Genomic DNA, 17,832 nt, shown 5'->3' with positions numbered 1-17,832 from the left:
CGATCGTGACGGTCCGGAGACCATCGGCGGGCTATCGGGTGAGGCCGGGATGGATGCCGGGGCGAAGGCCGTTGCCCTCGGCGGTGCGGCGCAGGAGATCAAGGAAGACCGCGCGGTCTTCGGGAGGCAGGGGAGACAGGAGTTCAGCGTCCAGCTCGGCTACCCGCTGCTCGGCTTCGGCTAGGAGAGCATGGGCGGCGGGCAGGAGGTGGAGGGCGTGCGCGCGCCGATCGCTGGGGTGGCGGCGGCGTTCCACGAGGTTGCGTTTCTCCAGGTCGTCCACCAGGCCGACCATGACATTGCGGTGGATCTCCAACGCCTCGCCGAGCTCCTGCTGGGTGCGGCCGTCGTGGGCGCTCAGGAGTTTCAGCATGCCGAAGTGGCGGGGCTTGATGCCCAGCGGCGCCAGTAGATCGCTGAAGCGATAGGCCGTATGGAAGCCCAGTTGGCCGAGGAGGAATCCGGCGTGGGTCGACAGCTGCGTCGGGTCGGTCACACCACTACGATACGCCGATTAACGCACCATTCATGATTGCCCTATTGATTGATAATCACTTGAGGTGCATAGTTTGAGAGGTCCCCTACTCGAAGAGAGACTCTCGTGACTACCTCCCCCACTCCCCCCGCCCCGGATCCGCGGCGCTGGATCGCGTTCGCGGTGGTGCTGGCCGCCGGCTTCATGGATCTACTCGACGTGACCATCGTCAATGTGGCCGTACCGAGCATCCGGAACGACCTGCACGCCGAGTACTCGCAGCTCGAATGGATCATCGCCGCTTACGTTCTCGCCTTCGCCGCGGTGCTGATCACCGGCGGACGGCTCGGCGACATCTACGGTCGCAAACGCGTGTTCCTCACCGGCATGGCCGGTTTCACGATCGCCTCGGCGGCGTGCGGGCTGGCCACCGATCCCACCGTGCTCATCGGCTCCCGCTTCGCGCAGGGTGCGATGGGAGCGCTGATGGTGCCCCAGATCCTGGCCATCATTCAGACGACCTTCCCGAAAGAGGAGCGGGCCAAAGCGATTGCCGTCTACAGCGGTGTCGGCGGGTCGGCCTCAGCGGTCGGTCTCGCGCTCGGCGGAGTGCTGGTGCAGGCCGACCTGTTCGGGTTGGCCTGGCGGCCGATCTTCCTGGTGAACATTCCGGTCGGCATCGCGGGGTTCATCGCGGCGTGGTTCGTGATGAGCGATTCGAAGTCGGCCAGACCGCCCCGGCTGGACCCGGTCGGGATGGCACTGGCGGTATCCGCTGTACTGCTGCTGGTCTACCCGTTGACCGAGGGACGTCGACTCGACTGGCCCGCATGGACTTTCGTGATGATGGGTGTGGCTCTCGCGGTGTTCGCCGGGTTCCTGTTCTACGAGCGCGGCCTAGCGCGGAAGGGACGTTCGCCGCTGGTCGATCTCGGGCTGTTCCGGTCGCGGCCGTTCGCGATCGGGCTGGGGACCTGGTTGCTCTTCTGGATCGCCATGGGTGGATTCTTCCTGGTGTGGACGTTGTTCATGCAGGGCGGACTCGGGTGGTCGCCGTTGCGGGCCGGGCTCACCTCGGCGCTGTTCGCGGTGGGTGCCGGCGTGGGAGCCGGTCTTTCGGTCGGCGTGCTGGCCGCAAGGTACGGGCGGCGGGTGTTGATGGTCGGGGCGCTGGTGAATGCGACGGGGTTCGCGCTCTACGGCGCGATGGGTGTGCGATACGGGAGCGAGTTCACTTCCTGGCAGATGGCGCTGCCGCTGGTGATCACCGGTGCGGGGTTCGGGATGGTGGTGGCGCCGACGCTGGACCTGCTGCTCGGGCAGGTGCCGGTACGGGAGGCGGGGTCGGCTTCCGGGCTGCTGAACACGGGGCAGCAGTTGGGGACCGCGCTGGGCGTCGCGTTGGTCGGCGTGCTGTCCTTCACCGCGCTCGACCGGGATTCCGATCTCGGAGTGGCCGCCGTGACGCCCGAGATCCGGGCCGAGCTGGCGCTCGAGGGAATGCCGATACAGGTCCAGGATCAGATCCTGGCCGGGTTCGCGGCATGCGTGCACGATCGGTCGGCGGAGGATGATCCGGCCGTGACACCCGCTAGTTGTCAGTCGAATTCTGGTGGCGACTCGGTGGTTTCGCGCGTACTCGCCGAGGCAGGGACCGAGGCCAACGCGGTGAACTTCGCTGAGACGTTCCGGTACACGCTGTTCTACGGCGCCGGGATGCTACTGGTGGTGTGTCTCGGATTCTTCGCACTGCCGAAGGAGGCCAAGCTGGAACAGCGCGTACTCGATGATGAGCCGGAAATCGTCACAGTATGAAACACGAAGGGTGGAAGCACATGTACACCGTTGATCTGCTGACCGTCGGGCGCGGGCGCGAAGTTGTCGATACCGCGCTCGGCTATGTGGGCGGGCTCGGATACCGCGTCCTCGGGTCGACCACCGACGAGGAGGCGCTCGCGATCCTCGAGCGTGAGCGGGTTCGCCTGCTGGTGATCGGAGGTGGAGTCGAAGCCGAGTCCCGGAAGGAGTTGACGGCCGCGGCCCAAGAGCGCGGCGCCACCGTGATCCAGGCGGAGCGGGCCGGGCGCGGGATCGAGCAGTACCTCGCGGAGGAGGTTGTGCCGGCCCTGGGTGAGTGATCGGCCTCCCGCCTGATCGTTGCCCTGATTATTCGGGGCAACGATAGGGGTGCGAACAATCCTGTCGGACACTAGTTTCGGAAGTATGCGTGCATCGATGGGCAAGGTTCAGTGGAAGCGGGCGTTCGGCGGAGTGGCCGTGATCGCCGCCCTGGCCGGAGGCGGGATGGTCGCCTCCGCCGGGAGCGCCGTGGCCGACAGCGGCGTCGCCGTTGCCGATGACGGATGCACGTTCTCGTCGGTCGGGGGGTCGTGCAGCGATCCGGGGCCGGTGGGGCACGCGTTGATCGCGGTTCGGGAGTTCGCGAAGAGCCTGGGGTACGGGACCGGAAGTTCCTCGGGGACCGCTTACTTCATCTGACCGGCTAGGTGGTCCGCGGCGGAGGGAGTTCGGCCAGTATTCCCTCAGCGCTGCGGGCCGCGGCTCGGCAGGCGGTGGCGGTCGATCGGTCGGCGAGAGGATGGGCCGCGCGGGCCCGCCAGGTACGGACGGCGGCGAAAGCCGTGGCACGCAGGGAATCCGGGTCGGACTCCGCGGGCAGTCCGAGGCGTAGATGCGCCGCCACGCCCGCGCCGCCGAGCATGCGGTACAGGTCGGCGAGTACCGGTGGCGGCAACGGCAATTCGTCGGTACGCAGGCGCCCGAGCAGTCGGAGTTCGGTGAAACCGTGCACATCGGCGAGCCGAGCACGCACGCGGGGCCGCAGGCGATCGGCTTCGGTACCGGGGTAGGCGGCCAGGATCCGGTCCAGCGTGCTCAGCGCCGAATGCGCCTTCAATTCCTCAGCGCGCTGACCGAATTGGACCTCCAACACCGAACGCAACTCTTCGATGCCGCTGCGAGCCGCCAATTCCGCTGCCAGCGCGGAAGAATCGCGGGCACCGAGCCGAATCAGCATGGTGGCCATGCGAATACCGAACAGGCCGAAACGATCAACGAGCTGCGCGCGCAGTTCCGGGGCGACCGGCAGCGCGATGTCGGCGCGAGCGAATCGGTCCGCCGAGAGCAACGCGATCCCGAGGTCCTCCGCGGGCACTGTGGACAGCGCCTCGAACGCCGCGAACTCCGGCTGTCGCAGGGTCGCCGCGGCGAAAGCGAGCAGCCCCGCCACCGGAATCACCGACTGGCACAGGCCGGTTCGCTCCAGCTCGTCCGCGAACCGGGCGGCGACATCGCGGGCCGAATGCAGCGCGTCGATGCGACCGGAGCCGATCTCGTCGGCGCGCGACACCACCCCGATCACACCGAGCGGCCCCGCACCACCGGCGCCCGCACCGATCTGCTCGAGAAAACGCACGTCGGCGGCATCGAGACGGCGCAACAGGTAGACGACGGCGTCGGCGCCGGACACCGACAACGGCGCGGCTCGCGCATCGTCCTCGACATCGGCGGGAGTGAGCAGCCGTGCGGTGCGCAGCGACACCTCACGCGACAGCGACGACGTGCCAGGGGTGTCGATGATCGTGGTCTGCGACAACGCGGCCGACGGCCACCCGACCTCGAGATGGTCCACCGCACGGGGACCGCGCGCATCCCAGCTCAGACCGTTCAGGTCGAAGGTCAGTCCGTGCGCGCCACTGCCGCGTCGCACGATCACATTCGCGCGCGATCCGTCCACCGCGTGCGCGGTGACCGTGGGGGTTGCGGCGTCGCGGTACCAGGTGACGACGCGGGTGCACTCGGTGGCGTCGGTCGGGGCGACGGCCTGGCCGACCAGCGCGTTCAGCAACGTCGACTTGCCCGCCTTGATCGAACCGGCCAGCGCCACCCGCAGCGGCTCACGCAAGCGGTATTCGCATTCGGCCAGCAGCGTGCGCGCGTACTCGTCGCGCCCGAACGCCCGCGCCGCCGCGCCGATCAGCTCGTGCGCTTCGGCCAGGATCCTCGGTGTGGTCCGGTCGCTGGGCGCGGCGGTGTCGAAACGGTGGGTCACCCAGATACCGTACCGTCGGCCCGTCTCAGTTCGATCTGCATCGATTCCGCGTAGCGGCGCAGCTCGGCCACCGCGTGCAGCTGGCGTTCCAGCACGACGGTGCGCTCGGCGCGGTGTGTGGCAGCCATGGCCGCCGCCTCCTGTGCGGCCCGCAGGGAAGCGTCGATCGACCGCAGGCTGCGCTCGGCCACCCCGGCGAAGTGGTCGCGCAGCGCACGGTGGATGCGGTGCAGCCGGTCCTTGGTGTCCTTGGCCGCCTGGAACGCCACGTCGTCGAGGAATCGGCGCACCTCACCGTTGGCCTCGACGCGGCGTCGCGCCAGCCGGGCGGACTTGTCGTCGCGATAGGCCTTGCCGCCCACGATCAGGCCCGCGCCGAGCGAGATCGGGTTCAGCATGGCCAGGCCGGCGAAGGTCGTGGCGAGCCCGATCATCAGCACGCCGCCGTAGGAGCCGCGCATACCGACCAGAACCTTGCTCGTGAAGCCGATATCCGGCTCGAGATCGGCCAGGGAACCCGAACTGGCCAGGCCGCTCTCATCGTCCATCCCGGAGTGCACCTCCGGCAGATCGACCGCGCCGACCTCGGCGAAATGGCCCGCGATCCGTTCGGCGAGCAGCTCGGCTCGGCGGTGGGTCAGCAGGAGATTGTCGCCGAGGGCGGTGTCGACGGAGCCGGTCAGCCATTCCGTGATCGCGCCCCAATGCCTGCCCGGGTCGTTCTCGTCGATCCACTCCTGGCCCGTGCGGGCGATACCGCGCAGCCGGTCGCGCAGGTCGTGATCCACATCGCCGACGAGGTCGGTGATGCCGTCGGTGAGGGTCTGCTGCCAGCTCGCGGTGCGCCGCTGCAACTCCTCGGCGGCCGCACGCGCCGACTGCAATTCGTTGACCGCCGCCGCGCCACCGGCCGGATCGCGCAGCGCGACCAGCTCGCTACCCAGCGCCAGCGCCAGATGCTCCGCCGCCGAATGTAATTCGCGAGCCACCGCCTGCCGCGTGACCGCCTGATCACGGGCGACGACCCGATCGCGCAGGAAACCGAACAGCACGCCGAAACCGGACTCCAGGCCCAGCTGCGCGTCCTGCAAGCGCAGGGCGTGCGCACGCAGCAGCGCCGATACCGGGATCAGGGCGACATCGGCTTCCGCGCGCGTCAGATGGCCCCGGTCGGCCTCCAGCACCTGCCGCCAGTGTGGGTAGAGGTCGGTCTTGGTGAGCAGAACGGCGACCGCGGGACACATTTCGCGGATCTGCCGGACGAACGTGAGTTCGGGTTCGGTGAGCTCGGTGGAGGCATCGGAGAGCACAAGTACGGCGTCGGCGGCCGCCGCCAGGCTGAGCACGCCCGCGGCGCAAGCACTCCCGTGGCCGCCGACACCGGGGGTATCGATCAGGACGATGCCGTCGGCCAGCAGCTGACTGGGCAGCTCGGCTTCGATCCGCACGACCTGCCTGCCCTGCGCCAGTGGCGTGCGGGTATCGACGGCGCCGATCTCGTCGAACGGGATCTCGACCCGCGATTCATCGGTACCCGGCGCGGTGAGCACCAGATACGCCCGCTGCTGCGCGCCGTAGGACAGCTGCAGGGGCAACACGGTGGTCGCGTCGTCGCCGACCCGGCACACATCCAGCCCGAGCAGTGCGTTCACGAATCTGCTCTTGCCCTGACCGAGCTGACCGGTGACGACGATCCGGTGCCGCGGGTCGCGCACCCGCACGGCCACCTTCTCCAGACGTCCGACCAGGTCGTCACGGCCCGCGGCGTGGGCCGCCGCGACGGTGTCGGCCAACACCGTCGTCAGCGGCACCACGTTCGGTGCGAGAACAGTCATCCCTTCGCCCGTTTCGCTCAGTGGAACAGTCCGTCGGTGTGCACGTCGGCACCGGTGTCGGCGACGGTGCTCGATTCACCGAACAGCGACGCCTCGCCACCACCGAGGCCGGAACCGTGCAGGCCCGAACCGAACGCACTCGATACGTCGACGCCGGACCAGGTGTCGGCCGCGGTGGTGACCGCGCCCTGCGTCGTCGCACCGGCGGTGCCGGAAGTGTCGATCTGGGTGGTCGAGGTCGACGTGGTCTCACCGGAGAGGCCGCCGACCGCGGCGGTGCCGCCCTGCGCCGCGCCGTCGACGGCGGAGGTGAAGCCGCCGGTCACCTGGGTGCCGCCGGTGATCGCGCCCGACAGTCCCGCATCGCGGAGGCCGCCGAGGCCGGTCTCGAGGCCGGTTCCCGTTTCGGCGCCGCCGGTCGCGGATCCTGTCAGGCCGGTCTCCACGGCACCGGTCAACCCGGTCTGGGCGCCGCCGACTGCGGAACCCGCGAGCCCAGCGCCCGCGCCGGCGACACCGGTCAGGCCCGCTTGGGCGCCACCGGCCAGATCGACACCGGACCCGACGGCGCCGTTTACTCCTGCCTGCGCACCCGAGGCGAGAGAACCGGTCACATCGGTGCCGGCAGTCGTCGCGGTCTCGAGGCCGCCGTGCAGACCGGTGCTCAGCCCGATACCCGAGGTGGTGGACAGCGCTGATTCCACTCCGGTCGTGATCTGTCCGGTTCCGCCGCCGGTGAGTAGTTCGTCGACACCGAACCCGGTCCCCGCCCCACCCGTGAAGCCACCGGTCAGATCCGTACCCGCCGACACTGCGCCACCCAACCCGGTTTCGAGACCTGTGCCCAGGTCCGCGCCCGCGCCGACCACACCGTCGAGACCAGTGATCGCCGACGTGGTGGCGACCGCGCCCAGCCCGCCGGCGGCCTGCGCCCCCACGTTGGCTGCGGCGCCGAGCCCACCGGCAGCCTGCGCGCCCGCGTTGGCGACAGCGCCGACGCCGGCCCCGAGACCTCCCGCGGCCGTGGTCGCACCGCTCAGACCGGCATCGAGGCCACCGCCGAGACCAGCGGCGACATCGACCGCGCCATCCAAGTCGGCGGCGATATCGCCACCCACGGCCAACGCCCCGTCGAGACCGGCGCCCGCACCGACCGCACTCGACAACGCGCCACCGAGACCGGCACCGGCCGCGCCGGTCAGCTCGCCACCGAGACCGGCACCGGTACCCACCGCACCGTCGAGACCAGCGGCAAGATCCGCGCCCGCGCCTGCCGCACCCGTGAGCACACCGCCCAGACCCACACCCGCACCGGCCGCGCCGCCCAGCGCAGCATCCAGCCCGGTCTCGAGTTCGGCCCCCGCGCCGACCGCGCCGGTGAGCGCCTCACCGAGACCAGCGCCCGCGCCGACCGTCCCGGCCAGGCTGCCGCCGAGACCAGCGGCCAGGTCCGCCCCCGCGCCGACCGCACCCGACAGGGCACCGTCGAGACCGGTGCCGATTCCACCGGTCAGCGTGGTGTCGAGACCCGCACCGAGATCCGCGCCGACACCGGCCGCACCCCCCAGCGCGCCACCGACTCCAGCCGCACCATTCAGCGCGCCACCGAGACCGGCGGCAAGATCGCCACCCACGTCGACCGCACCACCGAGACCAGCAGCCAAATCACCACCAACACCCAGCGCACCATTCAGCGCGCCACCAAGACCAGCGGCAAGATCGCCACCCACGTCGACCGCACCACCGAGACCAGCAGCCAAATCACCACCAACACCCAGCGCACCATTCAGTGCGCCACCAAGACCAGCGGCAAGATCGCCACCCACGTCGACCGCACCACCGAGACCAGCAGCCAAATCACCACCAACACCGAGCGCACCGTTCACAGCACCACCGAGACCAGCGGCCAAATCACCACCAACACCCAGTGCACCATTCACAGCACCACCGAGGTTCGCACCGAGGTCGAGGGCGCTGTCGATCGCGCCGTTCAGGCCGAGGCCCGCGCCGAGGGCGCCGGTCACACCGGCGGCCAGGTCGGCGCCGAGGCCGGCGTTCACATCGACGTTCGCGCCGGTGACGGCGTCGAGTGCCACGTCGAGGCCGGCGCCTACCTGGGCGGCGGCGTCGGCGACTACCGAGGCCACAGCGCCGAGGCCGACGTCGAGACCGAGGTCGAGTTCGGCATCGGCCGCCGCGGCGGCCGTGACGGCTGCGGCAGCGGTGGCCGTGCCTGCCAGGGCCGCGCTCGTGCTCGCCGCGGCGCCCGCGGCTACGATCGCCTGCAACTGGGAGCCGCCGCTGACCAGCGCGGATTCCGCCACCATCGGGGCGACGGCGGAAATGTCCTCCGGGGTCACCACGAGGCCTGCCTCAGCCAGCGCGAGGCACGGGTTGGCGCAGTAACCGGCGGCGGCCTCGGGGTCGCGCAGCAGATTGAGGATGAACTCCAGAATCGCGTTCGGTGTCATCGAGATCAGCTCCTCCAGATCATGGGCGGTGATGCCCGATCTGTTTGTCGTTGGAATGTCTTTCACGCTAGGCGGGCCCGTCGTTACAGGTAACGGGGCGAATACCTAGTCCCGCCGGGCGTGCCCCATTAGGGGCCGACCACCGATTAGGGGAATTTCCCCGTACTTGCCCCATCGCAGGTAACAGCTGTCCCCTAGCAACCGACAGATCGAGTGGGACGCTGCCATCGGCGATCTCGCTGTACATCAAGCGTTTACCGGCCCACCGGAAGTCCTGCGAACGGGGTTGTCCAATGACAGAGCGTCTGGCGCTCGGCATCACTGTCGGAGCGGCGAATTCGGCCGCCGCGGCCACGACAGCCGACGGGACCGGTGCCACCGTTCTCACCCATCGCAGCGCACTGATGCTCGGCGCCGACGGATCGGTGAGCTTCGCCGACACCGCGCGCCACCATCGCGGAGTTGTCGTCGACGACTACGTGTCCAGGGTCGGCGATCCGGTGGATCTGCTGGCAGAGGACGGTTCCGCCCACGACGCAGCCGATTTGGTCGCTGCCGCGACCCGTGCGCTGATCGCCGAACTCTCCGGGGTCACCACCGATGTGCCTACCACCGTCGCGTGCTACCCGGCATGGTGGCCGGAGCACACCGTCGAGGCCGCCAGGTCCGCGCTCGCACGCGCCGGCCTGCCCGAAGTGACGCTGGTGCCCGAGCCGCTGGCCGCGGTGCGCCGATACGAGATCGAGTGCGGACAGCTCGAAGACGGCGCGCTGGTCGTGTACGACCTCGGCGCGAGCGGCTCGACCGTGTCGGTCCTGCGCACCGGCGAGCAGGCCGGACTGCTCGGCACCCCGGTGCACAGCACCGCGATCGCCGGTTCCGAATTCGATCTACTGACCATGCGCTACGTGCTGGCAAATGTTCTGAACGGAAACGACATCGATCCATTCGATCCTGTTGTCGAAGAAGAATTGTCGGCATTGCGAGAGCGCTGCGGAATTGCGAAAGAAGAACTCTCCAGAATTACCGCGACGGCGATTCCGGTCGGCATGCTCAACCCCTCGATCCACACCGAACAGGTCCGGTTGACCCGGGGCGAACTCGAAGATCTGCTGCGCCCGATCCTGCTCGACTCGATGAGCCTGCTCCAGGACGCGGTGCGCCGCGCCGAACTCACCCTCGGCGATGTCGGCCGGGTGCTGCTCACCGGTGGCGGTGGCGCGATTCCGCTGGTCGCCGAGCTGATCTCCACCGAATTCGGCCTGCCGGTGATCGCCTGCGCCGACCCGGCGACCTGCACGGCACGCGGCGCGGCCGAGATCGCCCTCGACGTCGCCGCGATCAGCGTGCCCACCGAGGCCATCCCGGTCGTGCCGGTAGCACCGGCAGCGGCTGCGGCGGCACCGGCCGTCGAGGGGCTCGCGCTGCCACCGTCCGAGCCGGTACGGACCAAGATGTTCACGGCCAAACGCTCGGCGATCGTCGCGGCGGCGGCCTTGACCATGGCCGCGCTCGCCACCGGCACCCTCGCCCTCGGTGGCGCCACCCAGTTCTCACCCACCGGCCCCGCCGAGACCACCGTCGGCCCTTCGGTCCCCGGCGCCCCCGCGGCGACCGGCGCCGGCGGCGCGGCCGGGACGGCGAATGCCACGAACTCCGTGGTCACCGACCCGGCCAAGCCGGGCGCGGTCGGTACAACAGCGCCATCGGGTGCGATCCCGGTCGGCACGACCGACGCCGGAGCACCTGGCGGCACGCCCGCGGCGGGAACTCCGGCACCCGTCGGAACACCCACCGGTGGAGCACCCGCCGACGGAACACCGGCGACCGCGGGCCAGCCAGGCCCCGCCGAGCAGCAACCGGCCCAGGCGCCGCCCGCAGGGCAGTCCCCGGCGCCCGCCCCGGCTCCGGCGCCTGCCCCCGCGCCGGCACCCGCACCCGCCCCGGCTCCGGCGCCCGCACCGACCCGGCCGCAGGTCCCCACTGTCAAGGTCGACCCCGGCGGCCTGCTCGACGACGTGGGCGGCGCGGTCGGCGAAACCCTCGAATCGGGTACGCAACTGCCCGGCAAGGTCCTCGGAGGAAATGGTGGCTGAGATCGCCCACGACACCTTCCCGAATGCCCGCTCCGTTTTCCGCGATCTCGACAACGCCGACCAGCAGACAGTGCTGCTCTTGATCCGTGGCCGAGCCGGGACCGGAAAAACGTTCCTGCTCGACGCCGTTCGCGCACGCCTGCGTCGCCGCGGCATACCGGTGGTCGAATCCGCCGCCGACGATGTCGAGAACGGGGTTCCCGACCGGGCGGTGCTCGTCGCCGACAATGTCCACAGCTACAGCGACGCCGAGCTTCGCGCGCTCTGCGAGGCCATCGAAACCGGGCAACGCTCGGTCGTGCTGACCACCCAGCCTCGGCCACACGATCCCCAGCTGCGCGCGCTGGCCGACGCGGTGGCGCGCAACGGCCGCACGGTGGATCTGCGAGCGCTGGGAAGTGCGCACATCACCTCGTTCGCCAGGGAACTCGGCGTGGCTGTGTCCCAGCCGCTCGCGGCGCGTATCCATCAGCTGACGGCGGGCATCCCCGGCGGTGTCGTGGCGGCGTTGAAGGGCGCCCACGCCGCGTCGCTGGAGACCTGCGAGGCAGCGGTCGACGAAGCCGTCACCGTCTGGACGCGGACGCTGCTGGAAGCGGTCGAACCCGAGTTGCTCGAAACGCTGGTCATCGCGGCGACCGGAACCGGGCTGGACGCGACAGAACTCACCGAGGTGCTCGGTGTCGACACCGCCACCGCCCACGACCTGATCGACCGGGCCAGGTCGGGTGCCCTGGTCACCGATGCCGACCTGCTCCTCGCGCCCGCCGTCGGTCCGCTGCGGACGCTGCTCGGCGATCGCCGCTATGTCGATGTGCAGCGCAGGCTGCTCACCGCGCGCCTCGACGCGGGTCTGCTCCGCGATCGCACCGCGCTGATCCTGGCCGAGTCCGGCGTCGTCGATGCCCGGCTCGCCGAGTTCCTCTGCCGCACAGCCGAGAAATCCGACGAGGCGACCCGCTGCTACGCGGCGGCGGCCGCGGCGGGCGCGGCGGTGGAGTCGATCGCGCTGCGCTGGGCCGAGGCCGCCGCGCACGCGGGTGATACCGACACCGCGCTACGCCTGGCCGAACCGCTGCTGACCGCCGAGAACGTCGCACGCGCCGACCTGGTCGCCGCGGTACGCATCTGCGCGAGCGTGCTCATCCGCCGAGGACTGGTGAGTCGCGCGGCCGGACTGTACAACTGGCTCGGACCCGACCGGATCGGCGCCGACTGGGCGCCCGCGGCGATAGTCCTCACCCTGGCCGGTGAACAGGCCGGCGCCGCGCGGATGTCCGAAGCGGCACAGCACTGGCCGCCGACCGAGGCCGACGCGGGCGCTCGGCTGATCGCGGGCGCGCTCGACGAATCGCTCGACCCGCACGGAACCGGAACGGCCGCGGCGATTTCGGCCCTGATCCAGGCGGGCAACACCGACACCGGCGACGATCGCTATCTGCCCTGCTCCGCGGTCTCGATCGCCACGCTGCTCTGCCTCGGCAGCGGCGAGCCCCGTCGCGCCGGCGACGCGCTGCGCCGGGCGGCGGGCATGGGCGGTGGCCGGCAGCTTCCGGTGCTGACGGCCTGGACCGCCCTGCTCGGCGGCGACGAACGCCGTGCCGCGAGCACCCTCGCCGAAATCGACATCCCCGCCCTCGCACCCCGCGATCAACTCCTCGCCCATGCCCTGGCTGTGGGACTGGCCCGTCGCGGCGGCGATCACGCCGCCCTGGCTCGCGCGTGGCACGCGGCCTGCCCACTGTTCGACGAGCTGGAAGCCGACCTGTTGAGCCTGTTGCCGATCGGCGAACTGTGGCTGGCCGGCATCCGCCTGGGCGACGCGCGCCGGATCGAACCGCTCGTCGATGCCGCCAGGGCGCTGGTCCGCAAAGTGGGCCGCGCACCCGCCTGGACCAATTCCTTCCACTGGTACGGCGTGCAGGCCGCGCTGGCCGACGAATCGCCCCGGGCGCTGCTGCCCCACGCCCACGCGCTGAAGACGGCGGCGGAAGCGGGTGACCGGCAGGCCACCGTGCTGGCCGACGCCGGGCGCACCTGGGTGCTCGTGCTGCGCGGGCAGGTCGCCGCGGCCGATGTGGAGGCCGCGGTCTCGGCACTGGCCGAGCTCGGGCTCACCTGGGACGCCGCCCGCCTGGCCAGCGAGGCCGCCCTCGCGGCGAGCGACTCGACCACCGCCACCGCCTTGCTCAAGCTCGCGCGTTCGGTGCGCACGCAAGCCCAGCCGGTCGAGCCGCTGCGACCGACCGCACAACCGCAGCCGCCCGCAGCCGGTCCCGTGCCCCTGACCGGCGAGTCCGGCGCGCTGAGCGACCGCGAACGCGAGGTGGCCGAGCTGGTCCTGCTCGGTCTGACCTATCGCGAGATCGGCGCGAGGCTGTACATTTCCGCGAAGACCGTAGAGCATCACGTCGCGCGGATCCGACGTCGAATAGGCGCGCGCTCACGATCGGAATTACTGTCAATGCTGCGCGCGATGGGACACGGCCAACTGCTGGTGTGACTCGCGCGGACGATGTCGACGCCGAAGTGAGGGGTGTTCCGCCGATGGCCACTGGGGTCGGCCTGCGTATCGCCGATGACGAATGCATCGCCGCGGTGGTCACCGAGGACGGCACGGTTCAGGTGATCGAGCGTGCTTCGGTTCTGCACATGTCCGACGACGGTGACGCCGCCCTCGGCGGACCGGCTCCCACCGGGCATGCCCACTCGATCGCCGGTTTCGTGCGCGCGATCGGGGATCCGGCCGGTGTCGATGTCGACGGCGGCGAGGCATATCGCGCCGAAGACCTCCTCGCGACGGCGATGTTCTGCCTGATCGATCTCACCACCGAGCACCTCAGCGGCCCGGCCGAGTTCTACGCCACCCATCCCGCGGCCTGGTCGACCGAGGTCGTGCGCGGCGTGCGCGAGGCTTTGGACTATCTGGGCTTGAAGTCGGTGGCCCTGCTCGGCGAGGACGAGCTGCCCCAGCCCGCGGACGGCGCCGATCCCGGCAAAACCTTCGCCAACGCCGCCGCCCAGGCCGCGCTGGTCGCGGTGCTGGCGACCCCGGCCGGCTCGACCCCGCCCGACCCGATCGTCACCGAGAACGCCATGGTCGCCACCGATGTGATGCCCGCGCTGCCGCCGCCCTCGGTGACCGCGCAGGCGTACTCGGCGGCGCTGCCGGTCTCGCCGCTGCCGACGAAGGCGATGGCGCCGATCGCGCCCGCCCCGATCGCGGAGCCCGCGGTGGTGCCCGCCCGCGAACCCGCGCGCAGCAAGACCCCGCTGCTGATCGCCGCGGCCGCGCTCATCGGCCTGCTGCTCGGCGGGGTCGCGGTCTCGGTCCTGATCCGCGATTCCGAAACCGTCCCACCGCCGACGATTTCCGACGCCAGCCCGGAAACGCTGTCACCGACCTCGGCGCCCGCGCCGCCTCCGCCGCCGGTCGTCGAGTCGACCACGCCCCCGCCGGTCACCACGACCGACGAACCGGTGCCGACGACCACCGAGGCGCCACCGACGACCACCCCGGAGCCGACCACCACACCGCCGACGACCACACCGAGCCCCACCACCACCCGGCCCCGGTCTCCCTTCGGGACCTACCCGCCCGGCTATCTCCCGGCGCCCCTGACCATCCCGGGGCAGCGCTGAATCCAGCAGCCGGACGGTAACCGCGCCAGCTGGGCGAGCGTGCCCTAGAGTGATGCGCTGACCGACATGATCGCCGCCGGCGGTGTTCTCGGTCACTGGTTGTCGACGAAGGGATTTCATGCGCAAGTTGGTGGCGCGTCGCGCCGCGGTCAAGGCAGCCTCCGCCGGGTTCGCCGCGACTGTTCTTCTCGCACCCCTGCTCGGATCCGGCATCGCGTCATCGGAACCTGCTGCGCCACTACAACTTTCGGCCGATGCGTTACCCGGCGAATTGGTGACGGCACTGTCGCGTGACCTCGGGATGACCCCCACCGAGTACCTCGATCGTGCCGCGCGCGCCCAGCAGTTGCGCGACTACGCGACCGACTTCCGTGCCGCGAACCCCGACACCTTCGCCGGTGCCTGGCTCACGCCCGAGGGCAAGGCCGTCGTCGCCACCACCGATGCCGAGGCGGGCAAGCTCGTCACCGCCGCCGGCTACCAGACCCATCTCGCGCCGATCTCGGCCGGAGGGCTGGAAGGCGCGCTGGTGCAACTGAGTCGGTGGGTCGCGAGCCTGCCGCCCGCGATCTCCGCGCCGATCAGCTCGATCGCGATCGACGCGCTCAACAGCCAGCTCGTGCTCAACGTGGCCAACACCGGCACCGGCCACATGCTCAACCTGCCCACCCTGATCGCCACCATCAAGGTGGTGCTCTCGCCCGGCGGCGGCGGTCCGGTGGAGTACAAGCCGATGGGCGGCGACACCTACATCACCGCGACCAAGGACCTGCACGACGCCGACCTGCGCGGAGTCGACGTCTGCTCGTTCGGGTTCAACAGCACCGACGCCGCGGGCAACGCGCTCAATATCTCCGCGGGCCACTGCAACCCCAACGTCGACAACGGCGGCACGGCCTCGGTCTACGTCCCGAACGTGCGCGACATCCCCAACAGTCCCGAAGTCGGCACCTTCGCCCGCGCGGTGCTCGGCGGCCCCGCCTCGCTGGACTACTCGGTGATCAAGCTCAACGAGCGGGCGGTGAACGCGGGCATGGACCAGCCTCGCGTGCGCGGCGCCGAGGGCACCACCCTGACGGTCACCGGCACCGCCGAACCCGTCACCGGCGCACCGGTCTGCAAGACCGGCCAGTCCTCCACCTTCACCTGTGGGTTCGTCTCGGCCGATCACGTCGAGACCCAGCTGTTCACCGAGGCGGGCGTCAGCAAGACGATCCGCGGCTTCGCCAGCACCGCCTGCACCCTCGGCGGCGACAGCGGCGGCGCCATCGTGTCCGGCACGCTCGCCCTCGGCATCACCAGCGGCTCGAACGCCTCCGGTGCGCCCAACTGCACCGAGGCCAACACCCAGCTCGCCCCCTACGGCGGCACCGCCTCGCTCGGCGTCCCGATCCGGCCCATCCTGGCCGACATCGAGGCGACATCGGGCGGCGGCCTCGGCAGCGGAATCATGGTGCGCACCAAGCCCAACGCGAGCTGAGCGGGGACAAATCACCGACCGGACCGGGTGAGCGAAATCTCTTGCCCGGTCCGAGTAGGCATAAGTCGCTCGAGCCCATATAGTTCGGACCATGCTCCTGCCACGTATGGGTCGTACCCCGTCCGCGCGAAGCTCGAGAAGAGCTCGGAAATCTATAATCGCCGCTTCGGCGGCGTTTCTGCTGTTCGGCCCCACGATGGCGGTTGCCGACGCGCAGCCCGCGCCCGCGGATCTGCCCGCCCAGCTCATCGAGGCGGTCACCCGGGATCTGAAGATCTCCCCTGACGAATACCTGCGCCGCGCCGATGTCGCGCAGCAGGTCGCCGCGTTCTCCACCACCGCGCAGCGTCAGTTCCCGCAGGTCTTCGCCGGTTCCTGGCTGAGCGACCAGGGCAACGCCGTCGTCGCGCTGTCGCACGGCCCCGGCGCCGACCAGGCCCGGGAAGCCGCCCAGTCGGCCGGTTTCGAGGTCCGCAACGTCGCCAAGAGCGAGTCCACCCTGCGCGGCGAGAAGACCGCCTTCGAGAACTGGCTCGCCGCCGCACCGCCGGAGATCTCCGCGCTGGTGCGTGGTGTCGTCGTCGACACCGTGAACAACTCCATCGCCGTCCGCGTGCAGCAGGCCGGGCTCCCGCTGCCCAGCTTCATCGACCCCTCCCGCGTCATCGTCACCGCACCGCCGGTGGCCGGCGAGCGCGTCGACCTGACCGCCACCCCCGTCGCCGGTGACGGCAACGGCGCCCTGGCAGGCGGCGACGGCTACGCCTCGGTGATCGGCCGCAGCTCGCTGCGCTGCTCGCTCGGCTTCAACGGCACCGACCGCTCGGGCAACGTCGTCAACATCTCGGCGGGCCACTGCAACCCCGACATCGAGTCGGCGGGCACCGGCAACGCCGCCGCCGTGTACGAGGTCAACGGCGACCGGGCGGGCGCTCAGCTCGGCACCTTCCAGAAGTCGGTGCTCGGCGAGCAGGACTACTCGATCATCCGCGTCAACGACAACGCGCGCGCCCGCTTCGAGAACAACCTGGTCCGCATCCCCGGGCAGGCCCCCATCGCCGTCGACGGCGTGGCCACCCCCGTGGTCGGCGCCCCCGTCTGCAAGTCCGGTGCCCGCACCGGCTTCAGCTGCGGCGTGATCAACGGTGTCGACCAGACCGTCCAGGTCGGCGACCGCCAGCTCACCCAGAGCTTCTCGGCCAACATCTGCGCCCTCCCCGGCGACTCCGGCGGCGCCATCGTCACCGGCCGCCTGGCCCTCGGCATCTCCAGCGCCTCCTCGGTCGCGGATTTCCCGATCTGCGAGATCCCGAACATCATCGGCGCCATCACCGGCGACACCCCCCAGCTGTTCGCCCAGCCCCTGACCGTCGTCCTCTCGGACAACCCCGGTCTTTCGGTCCGCACCAACTGATCACCACCATGTAGGCACAGAGCAGCCCCAAAAAGGCCGGTAGCACTCCCGCTACCGGCCTTTTGGCTGTCTGCCCCACCCTCTTCCCCGAGTCGTCAGCGTGTCGTCCGGTAGCTCGACCGCCAGCCCTCGGCCTCCACCCAAAAACCGCCGCACTACCGCACCCCCCAACCACACCCTCCACCCAAAAACCGCCGCACTACCGCGCCCCCAGCCACACCCTCCGCCCAGAGACGGCCGCACTACCGCACCAGCCCCAGGTGCACCCCACGTCCGCCATGACCGGCCTCCCAACCCCGCCCCGCGACCCCTAGGGAGCGGCGGCCACGAAGTGGCCGGTCCGCGGC

12 protein-coding genes are annotated in these 17,832 nt (G+C 70.5%); 8 read left to right on the top strand and 4 right to left on the bottom strand.

From position 1 onward, the window contains the following. Nucleotides 1-31: 31 nt before the first annotated feature. Nucleotides 32-496, bottom strand: a complete 465-nt coding sequence (locus tag ACFTS5_RS21125; RefSeq protein ID WP_378633519.1) for a MarR family winged helix-turn-helix transcriptional regulator — start codon at nt 494-496, stop codon at nt 32-34. A gap of 105 nt (nt 497-601) precedes the next feature. Between ACFTS5_RS21125 and ACFTS5_RS21120 the strand changes: the two genes are divergently transcribed. The 3 genes from ACFTS5_RS21120 to ACFTS5_RS21110 all read left to right on the top strand — a co-directional run bounded on the left by ACFTS5_RS21120 (nt 602) and on the right by ACFTS5_RS21110 (nt 2,974). Continuing rightward, a complete protein-coding gene (locus tag ACFTS5_RS21120) occupies nt 602-2,290 on the top strand; it encodes an MFS transporter (protein WP_378633517.1) in 1,689 nt (562 codons plus the stop codon). Further along, nucleotides 2,287-2,613 (top strand): hypothetical protein, encoded by a 327-nt coding sequence (locus ACFTS5_RS21115; protein ID WP_378633514.1) that lies wholly within the window; start codon nt 2,287-2,289, stop codon nt 2,611-2,613. The genes ACFTS5_RS21120 and ACFTS5_RS21115 overlap by 4 nt, the downstream gene beginning before the upstream one ends. A gap of 85 nt (nt 2,614-2,698) precedes the next feature. Further along, on the top strand, nt 2,699-2,974 hold the full coding sequence (locus ACFTS5_RS21110) for a hypothetical protein (protein ID WP_378633511.1): 276 nt from the start codon (nt 2,699-2,701) through the stop codon (nt 2,972-2,974). A 4-nt stretch (nt 2,975-2,978) separates the two neighbouring features. On the opposite strand, the gene ACFTS5_RS21105 is transcribed toward ACFTS5_RS21110, so the two are convergent. The 3 genes from ACFTS5_RS21105 to ACFTS5_RS21095 are packed head-to-tail and all read right to left on the bottom strand — an operon-like array spanning nt 2,979 to nt 8,853. Then, complete coding sequence (locus ACFTS5_RS21105; protein WP_378633509.1) at nt 2,979-4,547, bottom strand: dynamin family protein; 1,569 nt, start codon at nt 4,545-4,547, stop codon at nt 2,979-2,981. Next, entirely contained in the window at nt 4,544-6,382 is a 1,839-nt protein-coding gene (locus ACFTS5_RS21100; protein ID WP_378633506.1) for a dynamin family protein, read from the bottom strand. The genes ACFTS5_RS21105 and ACFTS5_RS21100 overlap by 4 nt, the downstream gene beginning before the upstream one ends. Before the next feature lie 17 nt (nt 6,383-6,399). Further along, nucleotides 6,400-8,853, bottom strand: coding sequence for an IniB N-terminal domain-containing protein (locus tag ACFTS5_RS21095; RefSeq protein ID WP_378633503.1), 2,454 nt, complete (start codon nt 8,851-8,853; stop codon nt 6,400-6,402). A 293-nt stretch (nt 8,854-9,146) separates the two neighbouring features. Here ACFTS5_RS21095 and ACFTS5_RS21090 point away from each other — a divergent pair, with 293 nt between their 5' ends. The 5 genes from ACFTS5_RS21090 (at nt 9,147) to ACFTS5_RS21070 (ending at nt 17,485) form a co-directional block, all read left to right on the top strand. After that, nucleotides 9,147-10,949: an Hsp70 family protein gene (locus ACFTS5_RS21090; RefSeq protein ID WP_378633501.1), complete on the top strand. Its 1,803-nt coding sequence runs from the start codon at nt 9,147-9,149 to the stop codon at nt 10,947-10,949. Continuing rightward, nucleotides 10,942-13,452 (top strand): LuxR C-terminal-related transcriptional regulator, encoded by a 2,511-nt coding sequence (locus tag ACFTS5_RS21085; protein WP_378633499.1) that lies wholly within the window; start codon nt 10,942-10,944, stop codon nt 13,450-13,452. Before ACFTS5_RS21090 ends, ACFTS5_RS21085 begins: the two co-directional genes overlap by 8 nt. 44 nt (nt 13,453-13,496) lie before the next feature. Beyond that, nucleotides 13,497-14,591, top strand: coding sequence for a hypothetical protein (locus tag ACFTS5_RS21080; RefSeq protein ID WP_378633497.1), 1,095 nt, complete (start codon nt 13,497-13,499; stop codon nt 14,589-14,591). A 118-nt stretch (nt 14,592-14,709) separates the two neighbouring features. Continuing rightward, nucleotides 14,710-16,071 carry a S1 family peptidase gene (locus tag ACFTS5_RS21075; RefSeq protein ID WP_378633494.1) on the top strand — a complete coding sequence of 454 codons (1,362 nt, stop codon included), beginning with the start codon at nt 14,710-14,712 and terminating at the stop codon, nt 16,069-16,071. Nucleotides 16,072-16,267: 196 nt separating this feature from the next. Next, nucleotides 16,268-17,485, top strand: coding sequence for a S1 family peptidase (locus ACFTS5_RS21070; RefSeq protein ID WP_378633492.1), 1,218 nt, complete (start codon nt 16,268-16,270; stop codon nt 17,483-17,485). Nucleotides 17,486-17,832: the final 347 nt, after the last annotated feature.

Source organism: Nocardia sp. NPDC056952, from assembly GCF_042674185.1.
Classification (GTDB): Bacteria; Actinomycetota; Actinomycetes; order Mycobacteriales; family Mycobacteriaceae; genus Nocardia.
This window is presented reverse-complemented; position numbering and strand designations above follow the sequence as displayed.

What these genes read in the sequence shown, in the direction of transcription:
- ACFTS5_RS21080 (WP_378633497.1), top strand. Translation starts at nt 13,497, where the DNA reads ATGGCCACTGGGGTCGGCCTGCGTATCGCCGATGACGAATGCATCGCC.
- ACFTS5_RS21100 (WP_378633506.1), bottom strand. Translation starts at nt 6,382, where the DNA reads ATGACTGTTCTCGCACCGAACGTGGTGCCGCTGACGACGGTGTTGGCC.
- ACFTS5_RS21095 (WP_378633503.1), bottom strand. Translation starts at nt 8,853, where the DNA reads ATGACACCGAACGCGATTCTGGAGTTCATCCTCAATCTGCTGCGCGAC.
- ACFTS5_RS21090 (WP_378633501.1), top strand. Translation starts at nt 9,147, where the DNA reads ATGACAGAGCGTCTGGCGCTCGGCATCACTGTCGGAGCGGCGAATTCG.
- ACFTS5_RS21070 (WP_378633492.1), top strand. Translation starts at nt 16,268, where the DNA reads ATGGCGGTTGCCGACGCGCAGCCCGCGCCCGCGGATCTGCCCGCCCAG.
- ACFTS5_RS21110 (WP_378633511.1), top strand. Translation starts at nt 2,699, where the DNA reads ATGCGTGCATCGATGGGCAAGGTTCAGTGGAAGCGGGCGTTCGGCGGA.
- ACFTS5_RS21115 (WP_378633514.1), top strand. Translation starts at nt 2,287, where the DNA reads ATGAAACACGAAGGGTGGAAGCACATGTACACCGTTGATCTGCTGACC.
- ACFTS5_RS21075 (WP_378633494.1), top strand. Translation starts at nt 14,710, where the DNA reads ATGCGCAAGTTGGTGGCGCGTCGCGCCGCGGTCAAGGCAGCCTCCGCC.